The sequence below is a fragment of the Aeromonas sp. EERV15 genome (assembly GCF_900079845.1).
In the GTDB taxonomy this organism is placed as follows: domain Bacteria; phylum Pseudomonadota; class Gammaproteobacteria; order Enterobacterales; family Aeromonadaceae; genus Aeromonas; species Aeromonas sobria.
Genome location: NZ_FKKY02000012.1, coordinates 106803 through 120331, shown reverse-complemented (window position 1 = coordinate 120331; position 13529 = coordinate 106803). Strand labels below are relative to the sequence as shown.

General features: G+C 55.1%; 15 protein-coding genes and 1 riboswitch. Of the genes, 2 read left to right on the top strand and 13 right to left on the bottom strand.

The genetic code is table 11. The annotated features are described in order from the left end of the window. Positions 1-73 precede the first annotated feature (73 nt). Together flgM and BN4575_RS12455 are read left to right on the top strand one after the other, a co-directional pair. Positions 74-349 (top strand): flagellar biosynthesis anti-sigma factor FlgM, encoded by a 276-nt coding sequence (gene flgM, locus BN4575_RS12460; protein ID WP_068978386.1) that lies wholly within the window; start codon positions 74-76, stop codon positions 347-349. After that, positions 346-789 (top strand): flagellar protein FlgN, encoded by a 444-nt coding sequence (locus tag BN4575_RS12455; protein WP_068978385.1) that lies wholly within the window; start codon positions 346-348, stop codon positions 787-789. Before flgM ends, BN4575_RS12455 begins: the two co-directional genes overlap by 4 nt. Here the strand turns inward: BN4575_RS12455 and lfiJ are convergent. From lfiJ to lfiN, 13 genes are all read right to left on the bottom strand, one after another. Beyond that, the gene (gene lfiJ, locus BN4575_RS12450) at positions 786-1211 is read right to left on the bottom strand and encodes a lateral flagellar protein LfiJ (RefSeq protein WP_068978384.1); all 426 of its coding nucleotides are present in this window, start codon (positions 1209-1211) and stop codon (positions 786-788) included. The genes BN4575_RS12455 and lfiJ overlap by 4 nt on opposite strands. Positions 1212-1220: 9 nt before the next feature. After that, positions 1221-2552: a lateral flagellar FliI-like assembly ATPase LfiI gene (lfiI, locus tag BN4575_RS12445; protein ID WP_068978383.1), complete on the bottom strand. Its 1332-nt coding sequence runs from the start codon at positions 2550-2552 to the stop codon at positions 1221-1223. After that, complete coding sequence (gene lfiH, locus BN4575_RS12440) at positions 2545-3237, bottom strand: lateral flagellar assembly protein FliH (protein ID WP_068978382.1); 693 nt, start codon at positions 3235-3237, stop codon at positions 2545-2547. The genes lfiI and lfiH overlap by 8 nt, the downstream gene beginning before the upstream one ends. Before the next feature lie 12 nt (positions 3238-3249). Continuing rightward, complete coding sequence (gene fliGL / locus BN4575_RS12435; RefSeq protein WP_068978381.1) at positions 3250-4278, bottom strand: lateral flagellar motor switch protein FliGL; 1029 nt, start codon at positions 4276-4278, stop codon at positions 3250-3252. After that, a complete protein-coding gene (fliFL, locus tag BN4575_RS12430) occupies positions 4265-6010 on the bottom strand; it encodes a lateral flagellar M-ring protein FliFL (RefSeq protein WP_176716434.1) in 1746 nt (581 codons plus the stop codon). The genes fliGL and fliFL overlap by 14 nt, the downstream gene beginning before the upstream one ends. An 8-nt stretch (positions 6011-6018) precedes the next feature. Then, positions 6019-6348, bottom strand: a complete 330-nt coding sequence (gene lfiE / locus BN4575_RS12425) for a lateral flagellar hook-basal body complex protein LfiE (protein ID WP_083221033.1) — start codon at positions 6346-6348, stop codon at positions 6019-6021. A gap of 4 nt (positions 6349-6352) precedes the next feature. Beyond that, positions 6353-7735, bottom strand: coding sequence for a lateral flagellar response regulator transcription factor LafK (gene lafK / locus BN4575_RS12420; protein ID WP_068978379.1), 1383 nt, complete (start codon positions 7733-7735; stop codon positions 6353-6355). A 138-nt stretch (positions 7736-7873) separates the two neighbouring features. After that, positions 7874-7961: riboswitch (cyclic di-GMP riboswitch) on the bottom strand. 190 nt (positions 7962-8151) lie between these two features. After that, the gene (gene lfhA / locus BN4575_RS12415; protein ID WP_068978378.1) at positions 8152-10227 is read right to left on the bottom strand and encodes a lateral flagellar biosynthesis protein LfhA; all 2076 of its coding nucleotides are present in this window, start codon (positions 10225-10227) and stop codon (positions 8152-8154) included. Between the two features lie 3 nt (positions 10228-10230). Further along, a complete protein-coding gene (gene flhB / locus BN4575_RS12410) occupies positions 10231-11367 on the bottom strand; it encodes a flagellar biosynthesis protein FlhB (protein ID WP_068978377.1) in 1137 nt (378 codons plus the stop codon). Next, positions 11364-12146, bottom strand: a complete 783-nt coding sequence (lfiR, locus tag BN4575_RS12405; RefSeq protein ID WP_042061500.1) for a lateral flagellar biosynthetic protein LfiR — start codon at positions 12144-12146, stop codon at positions 11364-11366. Before lfiR ends, flhB begins: the two co-directional genes overlap by 4 nt. Further along, on the bottom strand, positions 12143-12412 hold the full coding sequence (gene fliQ, locus BN4575_RS12400) for a flagellar biosynthesis protein FliQ (RefSeq protein ID WP_033138173.1): 270 nt from the start codon (positions 12410-12412) through the stop codon (positions 12143-12145). The genes lfiR and fliQ overlap by 4 nt, the downstream gene beginning before the upstream one ends. A 1-nt stretch (position 12413) precedes the next feature. Next, positions 12414-13148 (bottom strand): flagellar type III secretion system pore protein FliP, encoded by a 735-nt coding sequence (gene fliP / locus BN4575_RS12395; RefSeq protein WP_005336248.1) that lies wholly within the window; start codon positions 13146-13148, stop codon positions 12414-12416. After that, entirely contained in the window at positions 13148-13525 is a 378-nt protein-coding gene (gene lfiN / locus BN4575_RS12390) for a lateral flagellar motor switch protein LfiN (protein ID WP_068978376.1), read from the bottom strand. Before lfiN ends, fliP begins: the two co-directional genes overlap by 1 nt. Between the last annotated feature and the right edge of the window lie 4 nt (positions 13526-13529).

Genomic DNA, 13529 nt, shown 5'->3' with positions numbered 1-13529 from the left:
CAGGCAGCTATTTGATTCAAGTTTGACAAGCCTTGGGTCGCTTGTCATAGACAGACCATCAGGAATTTACGTTATGAAAATTACCCGTACTGACTCGCTCTATATTCAGAACCAGCCAGGCCGCAAGCAGGATGCGGCGACCAAGCAAAGCTCCAAGCCAGCACAACAAGCTGATGCCCAGATCAGCAGCACGGCACAGTCAGTTGCCAAAGCCCACAGCCAGCTTGCCACAACCCCGGATGTCGACATGGACAAGGTCAACGAAATCCGCAAAGCCATCAGTGAAGGCAAGCTGGAGATCGATCTGGATGCGCTGGGTCAGGCCATTCTGGATATGCATCGTCGATGAGTGTGGATACCAAAGCCACCGTCAAGGCATTGATCCTCGGGATCCAGCAGGACTACGGTCACTACACCGAACTCACCGCATTATTGCTTCGCCAGCATGCGCTGCTGGCAAGCCATGATGTCGATGGCCTGCAAGTCCATAACGAGCAGCAGACCGCGCTGATGGCCAAGGTGACACAACAGGCAAAATTGCGTTGCCAGCAGTTGCAGACATTGGGACTCAAACCCGATGAGAAGGGGATGGCCACCCTGATTGCCAAGTTGCCACTTCCCCTGCGCACCACGGTGGTCAATCAATGGCAACAGCTTGAACAGTTACTGCACCAGTGTCTGCGTCAGAATGATCTCAATGGCCGCCTGCTGGCAGGCCAGATGGAGACCATTCACTCGTTGTTGGGACAAGATTCAGGTTATCGCGACCCGAGCAGCATCGCGGATTAACCCTCCTCCGTACTCTTGCGGGTCAGGTGACGCAAGCTGGCCAGCTCGTCCATCTGCAGCTGATCCCGCCTCTCCTGCTGCTGGCGAGCAACATCATCACGTCTTGCCAGCAATAACTCCAACCCTTTGACCCGTCCGAACTGCCGGACCAGTTCCCCTTCATGACGCTCCAGATCCAGTCTGGCCAGCGCCGATTGCTGCACCTGATGGGAGAGCAAAAGGCGCAACTGGCCATCCATCTGTTGCTTGTTTTGCCATAGCAAAGGATGAAACTTGTCGGAACCAGGCCGCAGCGAAGAGATCACTTCCTTCAATTTGTGCGCACGCTGCTCTTCCCGCAACGCCAGCTCCCGCAAGCGCTGACGCTCAGCGCCAAGATTTTCAAGCTCTTCCTGTTGCAAGCCCAGATAAGACTTCAGCATAACGAATCCTTATCCCTGCCCCAGCACCTGCTTGAGACCAACCATCACCTGTTCAAAGGCCATCTCTTCATGCAAGCCTTGCTGCAGGAATGCCGCAATCCCCGGATAACGCTGAACAGCGTCATCCATTTGCGGATCGGCCCCGGGTTGATAACCCCCCAGTGGCAGCAGCTCACGCACCTGCTGATAGCGCCCCCATAGCTGGCGCAAGGTTACCGCCAGCTTTTGCCATTCTGCGGGCACGACCTGTGGCATAACCCGACTCACCGATGCACCGATATCAATGGCAGGATAGTGGCCCTCTTCAGCCAGACGACGGGTCAGCACGATATGGCCATCGAGAATGGCGCGCGCCGCATCGACCACCGGATCCTGCTGATCATCACCTTCCGCCAGCACTGTGTAGAAAGCACTCAGACTACCATCCGGATGCGTGCCGTTACCTGCTCGCTCCACCAGCTGGGTTAGCATGCTGAATACCGAGGGCGGGTAGCCCCGGGTCGCGGGGGGTTCACCGATGGCCAGTGCAATTTCACGCTGTGCCTGGGCATAACGGGTCAGTGAATCCATCAGCAGCAGCACATCTTGCCCCTGCTCACGGAAATACTCGGCAATCCGGTGACATAACTGGGCCGCTCGCAGCCGCATCAGCGGAGATTGATCCGCTGGGGCCGCGATGACTACGGCGCGAGCCAGACCTTCCGCGCCCAGACTGTGCTCGATGAATTCGCGCACCTCACGGCCCCGCTCACCAATCAGCCCCACCACGACGATCTGGGCTGCAGTATTGCGGGTCATCATGCCAAGCAACATACTCTTGCCGACCCCCGAACCGGCGAACAGACCCAAACGCTGACCCTTGCCAACCGTCAGCAGACCATTAATAGCACGGATACCAACATCCAGTGGTTCACGTACCGGAGTTCGCAACAAGGGATTTGGCGGAAGAGCAAACAGGGGGACGCTATCACCGCCTTCTGGTAACGGCCGCCCATCGAGCGGCTGCAACAGCCCATCGAGTACCCGTCCCAGCAGGTGAGCGCCAAGCCGCACCGTCTCCTCTCCATCGATAGGCTCGACCTGAGCACCCGCGAAGAGGCCACTCATCGGCTGCAGCGGCATCAGGTAAGAGATATCCCGATTAAAACCGACAACCTCAGCCAACAGCGGCTCTCCACTTGCCGTACTGACACGACAACGTTGCCCCATCACCAGTTGACAGCCGACCACTTCGAGAGTCAGGCCGGTCACTCGCACCAACCGGCCAAAACGACGAAACGCGGGCAGCTCATCCAGATTGTCCAGCGCACTGGTCAGTGCCTGCTGCAAGGCCTCATGCATCTTGCGGCACGTCCAGCGAGCTGTTGAGCTGCTCGATACAGGTTGCCAGGCGGGAGCTGGTACTCACCTCGACGACGGCTGCGCGGGTTTCGATGCGGGCATCGCCCACCCCGAGTGCAGCATCGACTTGCAATGGCCACCTTTCACAGCGCGTAACCCCCTGCTCGGCAAGCCGCTGCCGGTCTCCCTCGTTAAGGTAGATCACCAGCGCTTCCGATTCACTCGGCAAGGTAGCCAACGCCTGTTCGACCTGATTCATCACCTGCTGCGGATTGAGGGTGAACTCGGCCATAATGACCCGTTTGGCTACCTGCGCCACCAGCTGGGCGATAAGCTCTTTCTGTTCGGCCATCCGGGCCCGGCTCAGTGACTCCCACTGCTCTTGCAGCTTGGCAAACGGCACCATTGCCTGCTCGAAGGCAGCTCGCCCCTCTGAAAGGCCCTGGGCAAAACCGCGGGTTTGCCCTTGTTGCAAACCGGTGCTCTCGCCTTCCTGCAGACCGCTGGTCAACCCTTGCTGATAGCCAGCCTGATAGCCTTCGTCGTGACCTTGCTCCAGCCCTTGCTGATAGCCGAATTCAAATTGTTCTTGCTGACTCTGGGCCTCTTCCCCGCTCTGACCGAGCGCGGGGAAACGATACAGTCGGGTCGCGCCAGGCACCAATTTACGCACATACTGACTCATACATGCCTCCTGTTAGCTGACGGTGGGCTCTTCGAACAGCTGGAACTCGATCTCGCCTTGCTCCACCAACTCGCGGACCAGTTGCATGACCTCTGCCCTTGCCTGTTCGACCTTGCGCAAAGAGACGCTGCCCTGGTTCTGGATCTGATCGTCCAGCGCCTGAGCCATCCGCTTCGGCATGGCCCCCAAAATAACCTTGCGGAAACTGGTCTCGGTGTTCTTGAGTGCCAATGCCAGCAATTCGCTGGGCAGCTCCTGCACCAAGCGCTGCAGGGTGTCGTCGCTCTGACGGCGCAGCGCCATGAAGTCGAACATGTTCTTCTCGATCTCCAGCGCCATGTCACCATCATGCTCACGCAGCAGCGAGAGCATCTGCTCCTTGTCACCCTGATAGCGGTTGAGGATATCGGCCACCTGCCGCACCCCATTTACCTTGGCACCGGATTGATCTGCCACGTAAGCCAGACAGCGATCCAGCGTCAGCCTGAGCTCACCCAGCACATGTTCGCTGACACTGCTGAGACTTGCGACGCGCACCAGCAAATCGTCATGAACCGAACCGGGCAACGCATCGAGCACGGCGGACGCAGTCTGGGGCGGAAGGAATGCCAAGAGCACAGCCTGCATCTGGGGATGCTCGTTGCGGAAGAAACGGGCCAGTACATCGGCAGGCACCCACTGCAGGCGCTGGATATCCTGACTCATCACATCGCCGTACAAGCTGTCGAGCAAACTACGGGAGAGCCGTTGACCCAACGCCAGATCCAGCGTCTGTTCCAGATACTCCCGTGAGGCACTGCCAATCCCGCTCTGCTCTCGGTATTGGTTGAAGAACTGCTGCAATGTCCACTTCGCTTCGATAGCGCTGACGCCAGAGAGAGCGGCCATCTTGGAGATCAAACGCTGCACCTCGTCACGGGAGAGCTTCTGCATTACCTTGGCAGCAGACTCGGTCCCCATGCTCAGCAACAAGATGGCGGCCTTTTCAAGGTTGTCGATATCGATATCGACGGCACTCTGATTCAAGTTAACGCTGTTCATTGCCACTCACCCACGCTCTGACAACCTCCGCCACACGGGCGGTATCTTTTTCAACCAGCAACTGCAAATGCTGGAGTTGCACCTCAAGTTCAGATCCCGGCTCTGGCAGTGACTCCATATCCAGTGAAGAGAACTGGGGTTCTATCTTGTTGTCTGCGTGGATCAAGCCATTGGACAACGCGGCCGATAGTTGGGGATCATCACTACGCATGGACAATCCGACGGTGGGCTCCAGCTCTTCATCTGCCAGATTGACTTCCATATCCGGCTGTTGCTGGGTGCGGACCAGATGTTTCACCAACGGGCGAATACCGAAGAATACCAGCGTCAGGCCAAGCAAACCGCCGACCAGATAACGCAAGGAGTCTTGCCAGTACGGGGTTTCCCACCAGCCGGATTCGGGAGCCGTCACTGGTACTGCACCATTGAAATCAAAGGCCTGCAGACTGATCTGATCACCACGAGACTCATCGAAACCGACTGCACGCTCCACCATCTGACGGATCTGTTCCAGTTGATCGGCACTCCAGCCACCTTCAGGAGCGATCTGTTGGTTAAGTAGAATGGATACGTTGATCCGCTCCAGACGCCCCTGCTGATAAGTGGTATGCACTATAGTGCGGCTGTTTTCGTACTGCTTGCTGACTTCCTGACGCTCAGTACGTGTATCATTCTGTGGTTGTGGCTGCGCACCATTACCTTTGGCGGTATCGGCTTTATCCTCTTTCGCTGAGGTTTCTGGCGGACGGTTGGAAAGCGCCCCGGGAATGCCCATCGCCAACGCATCGACGGTTTTGTCCGATTTGTTGGACTCATGAGTCACCACACCTTGCGGATCGAGCTGCTGTTGGGTCTCTTCGACAGCATTGAAGTTCACGTCAGCCGCAATCTGCACCTTGAAATTGGTACTGCCCAACATGGGGTAGAGCATGTCACTGGCGCGTTGACGGATGTATTGCTCCAGCTTGCGGACATACTCCATCTGCTGGACACTCTGTTTGCCAAAACCAACCTTATCGCCCAATTCTGCGCTGAGCAGTTGGCCGGATTGGTCAACCACAGTGACAGCGCCGGGTTTCATTCCGGAGATACTGCCAGCCACCAGATTGGCGATCGCCTCGACCTGGCCTGCTTCGATGGATTGGCCCGGTTGCACATCGAGCATCACTGACGCGCTGGGTTTTTCCTCATCTCGCCCCACGAACAGCGTGCGCTTCGGTATAGCCAGATGAACACGGGCACTACGCACGGCATCAAGCGCTATGATAGTTCGGGCCAGTTCACCTTCCAGGGCATGACGATAACGCGCCCCTTCCATAAATTCGCTGGTGCCCAATCCGGTTACGTTGTCCAAACCTTCTAGGCCAGACGGCATAGCCGCACGAACCCCTCGTGCAGCAAGCGCCATCCGGACATGAGCCAACTGGTTTTCAGGAACCAACACCTGACCGGTGCTTTTTTCCAAACGGAAAGGCACCTGTTCCTTCTCCAACATCTCCATGATGTTGGCGGTATCGTATAGCTCCTGTTTACCATACAGGGGCACATAGTTTTTGCTGGAGGTCCACAGGATCACCACAATGGTACCAGCGACAATCGCAGCTAGCAGGGCAATGGTCAGGATCGATTTGTTGTCACGGGAAAGAGTACGCCAGTTACGCAGCCCCTCTTGAAGTTTGATCTTGAACGAATCGGAGGTAGTCCCCTCAGGGGATGTTACAAGTTCAGTCATCAGTTACCTCAGAGTGGCATGCGCATGATGTCGTCAAAACCGGTCATCAGCTTGTTGCGCACCTGCATCAAGGCTGAAAAACTCAGGCCAGCTTTTTGACTCGCCACCATGGCGCCAACCAGATCATCACTCTGTCCGGCATCGACCGATGCCATCAACTTTGAGGCAATATTTTGCTGTTCATTGACACGCCCTACCACATCGTGCATCGCATCTGAAAACGATGCTCCCGATACATCACTATTGGATTCGATAGAAGGAGTCTGACTGGCGACACGCTGCATCTCCTGCATTTGTTGCAGTAGTGTCACTTGTGATGACATCATTTGAATCTTCACTATGTTATCCCTCTGCTTGAATCTGCTGTTCAATATCAATGCCTTGCTCACGCATCGCCGCAAGCTTGTAGCGCAGCGCCCGGGTCGTCATGCCCAGTGCATCGGCTGTGCGGGTACGATGGCCACGAAAGCGGCGCAAGGTCTCTAATACAAATTGGAACTCGGCATTCCGACGGGTTTCACTTAACCCCTCAGGAGCATGCCACATGTCTGACGCGGCTGTTTCTTGGACAAGAATACAATTTGGCAGCATCAAATCGACTGACTGTATATGCAAACCACGCGCCATAATTAACGAACGCTGCATAACATTATCAAGCTCCCGCACATTACCTGGCCACTCATAAGACAGCAGCAACTGGCAGGCCTGCTGACTCAAGCTGTATCCCTGCTGAGGTGCATAACGCTCAATAAAGTAGTTAGCCAGAGGAATAATATCGTCAGGACGTTCACGCAGGGCGGGCCAGCTCATTGGCAAAACATCAAGGCGATAAAAAAGGTCTTCACGGAACAGCCCATCAGCAACCAAAGTCCGCAAATCTTTATTACTGGCAGCAATAATTCGAACATCCAGCGCAATCGTTTGATTACTGCCAAGGCGCTCCACTTCTTTCTCCTGCAACACCCGTAATAACTTGGCTTGCAGGTTCAAAGGCAGTTCAGATATTTCATCCAGCAACAGGGTACCACCCTGTGCCAATTCAAACTTGCCAGGCTGCGCAGAGGTAGCACCAGTGAACGCACCTTTATTGTGGCCGAAAAGAATCGACTCGAGCATGGCCTCCGGAATGGCCGCACAATTAATTGCCACGAACGGCTTTTCAGACCTGACTGACATTTCGTGAATATAACGGGCCAACCGCTCTTTACCAGTACCGGACTCACCACCGATGAGAATGGTGGCAGATGTTTTGGCCGCTCGCCGAGCCAGTTGCAATACCTGCAGGCTCATGGGAGAAACGGCTATCAGATTGGGGATCGCCTGACGAAGGCGTAAAGCACCGCGCACCGCATCAAGCAATTGCTGAGGGCCGAAGGGTTTGACTATATAGTCGATAGCCCCGGCACACATGGCTTCCGCAGCAATCGCGGCCTGATGCTCATTGACCATGATGACGCAGTCCAGCCCCTCAAACTCGCGTAGAATACGTGGCCCAAGCTCGGTCATGGCATCCATATCGAGCAAGATCAAACTAACATCATTGCCAGCAATAATGCCTTTTGATTGTTTAACAGAATTAACACTAGATACACGATACCCCTCTTCCGAGAGGAGTGCTTTGATATAATTTTCAGCGATTAATGCTGGTTGTATCAATAATATGTGTGGGGTAATGCTATGACTACACAACCCGTTTGTTGTATTTATCGGTAATCCCGAAAGCATAGGAATCTGACACCTGCGACTGTGGATAGAACAATCAATAAAGATGAAGAGTCAGAGACAAGAACGCCATACAAGATCGCACTGCATCAACAGTGCGACATTATATCGATGTGGTAACAAGGAGATGTCTAGATACACCTTGGTAACCCCGCTGTCATTAGCTTTCCCGCTGTTAGACCGGAGGCTTTGCGTCCTGACTTTTCAGTTCAGTTTGCCCTTATCATGTGATTGTCCATGTCTGGACGACACGACCATATTGTTCGCTTGGTCGTTGAATACACACTTATTGTTATAATGATTATTTTTAGTTGACGTAGCACTGCGTCAATTTTAGTCACATCATATAGTATTCATACGGTAATTCAAGCCGGAGTGCGGAAAAAACACTTCCCTTCAGGATGTTTATCCAACAGCAATTAACCAAGTGTACCAATTACCTCCACCCGTAACTCTTCAGGTATTTCATTGTAAGAAAGCACTTTGAGACCCTTTGCAAATGATCGGGCATAACGGGCCATTAACGGTCTCAGTTGAGGCATGACAACTAACACGGGGGCATGTCCCAACTGCTGCAGCTGCTCTTTCACCAACGGCATATTCTGCTGCAATTGGGCCAGCAGTTGCGGATCAACAGGGAAGCTGTCCAGCTGGATCTTGCCCTGCTGCTGTGACTGGTTCATCGCGGCCAGCAATGTCTGCTCAAGTCGATCATCCAGGGTAAACGTGGCCAGCACATCGCGATTGCCAATGGCCTGTCGCACAATCTGGCGCTTCAAGGCGCAGCGCACATCAGAGGCCAGCAAGACCGGATCTTTGGTCAGCTCACTCGCATCCAGCAGTGTCGTAGCAATGGTACGTATATCGGTCAGGCTGACCTGTTCCTTTAGCAATTGACGGAAAACTCTCAATTGCTGCATCTGGGTCAGCGCCAGATTAAGCTCTTCAGCCAGCCGGGGTGACTGACTGGCCAGGTATTGGCCCAGCTTGCCCACTTCATCATGACCAAACAGCGCATCAAGTTGTTCACGCAACAGCTTGCTGGCATGAGTGGCAATCACGGTGGCAGAGTCCACCACCGAGTAGCCGAGATTAAGCGCCTTGGCCTTGTGCTCCGGTGAGATCCAGACCGCACTCATGCCGTAAGCCGGATCCTGAGTCAACTCGCCATCGAGCGCACCATAAGTCTCACCACTGCTGATCGCCATCAAGCGCTGACAATCCACATTCCCCATCGCCAACGCGACACCGGACAACTTGATCCGGTACTGCTCCGGTTGCAACTGCAGATTGTCGCGCACGCGGATCTCGGGGAGCAGAAAGCCATACTGCTCGGAGAGGGTTTTGCGGATCCCGCGCACCCGGGCAAGCAATTCCGCCCCTTTATCCGTTTCAGCCAATGGTACCAGACGATAACCAAGCTCGATGGCAACCGTATCAACCGGCAGCAAGTCCTGCCACTCCAGTGCCTGCTGTTCAGGCTGAATCATTTGACGAGTCAGCTCTTGCGCCGCATCCAGATCCGGCACATTGACGGCGCGCTTGCTGACACTCCAGCCAGTCCAAGCCAGCACCGCAGCAAAACTGAGGAATGCGAACATGGGCATGCCAGGCACCAGACCCAATATCAACATGATAATTGCCGAGGTATAGATAACCCGGGGGGAAGCAAGAATCTGTTGGCCAACCTGATCAGCCATCTCCCCCTCATCGCTGACCCGAGTCACAATAATCGCAGCGGCAGTCGACATCAGCAGGGACGGGATCTGGGCAACCAGACCATCACCAATGGTCAGCAGCGCATAGCGCTGGAAGGCATCGGCGACGGGCAAAGCATGCTGGAAGATGCCAATGGCCAACCCACCCACCAGGTTGATGATCAACACCAGCAGGCCAGCAATCGCATCACCACGAACAAACTTGGAGGCACCATCCATCGCACCATAGAAGTCTGCTTCGCGCGCGATCTCCTCACGGCGAGCCCTGGCCTGATGCTGATCCATGGTGCCGGCATTCAGGTCGGCATCGATTGCCATCTGCTTGCCTGGCATAGCATCCAGAGTGAAGCGGGCAGATACTTCCGAAATCCGCTCGCCACCCTTGGTGATCACCACAAAGTTGATGATCATCAGGATCACGAAGACCACCAGACCGACGACATAGTTGCCACCGATCACCACTTCACCGAATGCCTGAATGACCTTACCGGCCGCTTCATGCCCTTCGTGACCGTGCAACAACACCACCCGTGTTGAGGCCACGTTCAGCGACAGACGCATCAAGGTGGCAACCAGCAACACGGTAGGGAATACGGAAAAATCGAGTGGTCTGCGAGCCGAGACGGATACCAGCAACACCAGTACCGCCAACACGATGTTGAAGGTAAAGAGCGCATCCAGCAGCCAACCGGGCAGAGGCAGGATCATCATGGCCAGAATGGCCAATAACATCAGCGGAATTGCGGTATAGGATTGGGTTAATACACGCCAGTTCAAAACTTACCTCTCAGGTTGACGTAACTCGGGCGGTACATATAACGGGGCAAGAGGAGTCGGTTTCCTCCCCTTGCCTGCCTCATACGCCCTTAACTGCAATACATGGTTCAATACATAGGCAACTGCCGTGTACAGCCCTGCGGGGACTTCCTGATCCACCTTGGTCGAGTGATAGATGGCTCGCGTCAACTCAGGCAAGCTCATCACCATCTTGTCATGCTGCTTGGCAACCTGACGGATCCGCTCGGCCATGCTGTCAACCCCTTTGGCAATCACGAAAGGGGCATTGGCTCGAGCCGCATCATATTTTATGGCCACCGCATAATGGGTCGGGTTAACGATGATCACATCTGCCTGCGGTACCCGCTGCTCGATACGCGCGCGGGCAAGCATTCCTTGCACCTGGCGGATCCTGGCCTTGATCTCGGGACGCCCTTCGCTGTTCTTGTGCTCATCCTTGACCTCTTGCTTGGTCATCCTGAGCTGCTTGTTGAGCGACCAGCGCTGATAGGGCACATCCAGCACGGCAATCAGCATCTGCACGCTCCCCAGCAGAATAAATGCCTGGGAGAGGATCCGTAGCGCCTGTTCGAGGGCCGCCTGAGGGGGCATCCGGTTCATCATCAACAAGGAAGGCCATTGATGATTCAGCATCAACGCCAGCGTGCCGCCGATCAGCGTCACCTTGAGCAGTGACTTCAGCAACTCCATCAGGCTGTTCTTGGAGAACATCCGCCCCAGCCCCTTCAAAGGGTTCATCTTCTCGCCACTGGGCAACAGCTTTTTCCAGGTCAGCGCCATACCGCCCGGCACTATGCTGAGCAACACCAGCATCAGGGCCAGAAAGCCAAACAGGGGCAGCAGTACCCACAGCATGTTTATCAGCGCTTCACCCAACCAATGGATCATCATCTGCGGGTCACGGGCGCCTTGCCAGTCAAAACGCTGCGGGCGCTTCATCAACTCAGCAAAAAACTGGCCAAACCCCGGCACCATCCACTGCATCACCAACCCGCCAAGCAACAGCAAACCGGCAGAGCTGAGCTCTTTGGAGCGGGCGATCTGCCCATCATCCCTCGCTTTCTGGCGTTTCTGGCTGGAGGCCTCTTCGGTTTTATCCTGTGCGCTGTTTTGACTCATGCCGGGGTCAAGCCTCGCAGTTGTTCAAGCACATGGGTCACCAAATCCAGATAACGGGAGGGCACACCACTGATGGAGAGCGCCATGGTGAGCAACCCGAGCAACAGGGTCATGGGAAAACCGAGGGAGAAGATATTGAGCGAAGGTGCGGTTCGGTTCATCACCCCAAAGGTAAGGTTAACCATCAGCATGGCGACAACGGCAGGGAGTGTCAGCAACAGGGCGGCACCGATAGACCAGCCAAACAACCCGATCACGCCCTTCATATCGAGCAGATCCAGAGATGAACCCGGCGGCCAGCTACGCAAGCTCTGCACCAGGATGTCGAGCACCACCAGATGGCCATTAAGCCCCAAGAAGAGCAAGGCACAAAAAACCGTCATTACCTGACTGATGATGGGGGCGGAATCCCCATTGACCGGATCATTCATCACCGCCATCGCCAGACCCATCTGCATGGAGAGGATCTGCCCTGCCGTAGACATCACCATGTAGAGCAGCTGGACACACAGACCGAACAACAAACCAAATAACAACTGCTCGACCGCCAGGACCAGCGCACCGGCACTGAAAGGATCGACAACCGGCATATCTTTCATCATGGGGGCGAGCAGCAGGCTGATAATAAACGCCAGCATCAGGCGGACTTGCGCAGGCACCCGGGTATCCCCAAAAACCGGCATCACCCAGAATGCCATACCAATCCGGATAAACGGCCACCACCACTGTCCCAACCATGCAGTCAGGTCAGCAGCACTGAGGGACAGCAGCGAATTCATCCGATGAGCCCGGGGATTTTAAGGAAAAGATCCTGGAACAAGGTGGTGATCTGCGACAACAGCCAGTTACCCGTAAAGATAAGTGTCATCAAGGTCACGATAAAACGGGGAAGAAAACTGAGCGTCTGTTCCTGGATCTGGGTGGCCGCCTGAAAAATACTGACAACCAATCCCACAATCAGGCCCGGTACAATCAGCACCGAAACCATGGTCACCACCAGATTGACCGCGCCACCAACCAGGGCAACGCTCTGCTCAGGAGTCATATCAGCCTCCCCCACCAAAGCTGGCGGCTAGGGTGCCGACGGTCATCGACCAGCCATCGACCAGCACAAACACCATCAGTTTGAAGGGTAACGAGATGATCAGCGGGGAGAGCATCATCATACCCATCGCCATCAAGACGCTGGCAACCACCAAATCGATCACCAGAAAGGGGATAAACAGCATAAAGCCAATCTGAAATGCGGTATTCAACTCACTCAAAACAAACGCGGGCAACAGCACCCCGAAAGGGACATCCTCCTTGGCAACCGTTGTTGGTTCGCCAGAGATACGCAGCATCTGCTCCAGATCCGGTTCACGGGTCTGGGCCAGCATGAATTTGCGCAGGGGTTTTTCTGCCTTGGCGATCCCCTCTGACAGGGTTATTTCATTCTGGTCATAAGGGACAAATGCATTCTGATACATGTCCGTCCAGACCGGACGCATAATCACCACAGTCAGGATCAGACTGATGCCGATCAACACCCGGTTGGGAGGACTCTGCTGCAAGCCAAGTGCCTGTCTCAATATGGCCAGTACTATGATGATCCGGGTAAAACTGGTCATCATCAGTAACAAGGTCGGAAGCAGACCCAGCAGGGTCATGAAGAAGAGGATCTGCAACTTGATGTTGTAGTCCTCGCCCCCTGAAGCGCCTGGCGATACCGAGAACAGGGTCATGTCCGCGCCCCAGCCGGGCAGCGAAAATAACAGCAGCGTCAGCAGCAGATAACGCATCAGTCGTCCATGCCACCCAGCAGGTTGGTATCGATCACATCGACCAGGCGCAGACCATATTTGCCATTCACGACGACAACTTCGCCCTTGGCCAGAAGACGGCCATTAACCCGCACATCCAGCGGTTCACCCGCCAGCTTGTCCAGCTCAATCACAGCCCCCTCTTCCACTCGCATCAAATCGCCGAGAGGAACTTCGGTGCTGGCCACTTCCAGCGTTACCTTGACCGGGATCTGGCGAAAGAAGGAGAGATCCCGCTGTTTGCTACTACTGGTTGGCGCCATGTAGTCTGCTGCGCTGGGCATGCTGATGCCGTCACCAAACAGTTGATCCAGTCCATCCAGATCCAGTGGATCATTCATATTGTGCTCGCTCATGATT

Bases quoted from the DNA above. Each gene is read 5' to 3' on its own strand.
- flgM (WP_068978386.1), top strand. From the start codon at position 74: ATGAAAATTACCCGTACTGACTCGCTCTATATTCAGAACCAGCCAGGC.
- BN4575_RS12455 (WP_068978385.1), top strand. From the start codon at position 346: ATGAGTGTGGATACCAAAGCCACCGTCAAGGCATTGATCCTCGGGATC.
- lfiJ (WP_068978384.1), bottom strand. From the start codon at position 1,211: ATGCTGAAGTCTTATCTGGGCTTGCAACAGGAAGAGCTTGAAAATCTT.
- lfiI (WP_068978383.1), bottom strand. From the start codon at position 2,552: ATGCATGAGGCCTTGCAGCAGGCACTGACCAGTGCGCTGGACAATCTG.
- lfiH (WP_068978382.1), bottom strand. From the start codon at position 3,237: ATGAGTCAGTATGTGCGTAAATTGGTGCCTGGCGCGACCCGACTGTAT.
- fliGL (WP_068978381.1), bottom strand. From the start codon at position 4,278: ATGAACAGCGTTAACTTGAATCAGAGTGCCGTCGATATCGATATCGAC.
- fliFL (WP_176716434.1), bottom strand. From the start codon at position 6,010: ATGACTGAACTTGTAACATCCCCTGAGGGGACTACCTCCGATTCGTTC.
- lafK (WP_068978379.1), bottom strand. From the start codon at position 7,735: ATGCTTTCGGGATTACCGATAAATACAACAAACGGGTTGTGTAGTCAT.
- flhB (WP_068978377.1), bottom strand. From the start codon at position 11,367: ATGAGTCAAAACAGCGCACAGGATAAAACCGAAGAGGCCTCCAGCCAG.
- lfiR (WP_042061500.1), bottom strand. From the start codon at position 12,146: ATGAATTCGCTGCTGTCCCTCAGTGCTGCTGACCTGACTGCATGGTTG.
- fliQ (WP_033138173.1), bottom strand. From the start codon at position 12,412: ATGACTCCTGAGCAGAGCGTTGCCCTGGTTGGTGGCGCGGTCAATCTG.
- fliP (WP_005336248.1), bottom strand. From the start codon at position 13,148: ATGCGTTATCTGCTGCTGACGCTGCTGTTATTTTCGCTGCCCGGCTGG.
- lfiN (WP_068978376.1), bottom strand. From the start codon at position 13,525: ATGAGCGAGCACAATATGAATGATCCACTGGATCTGGATGGACTGGAT.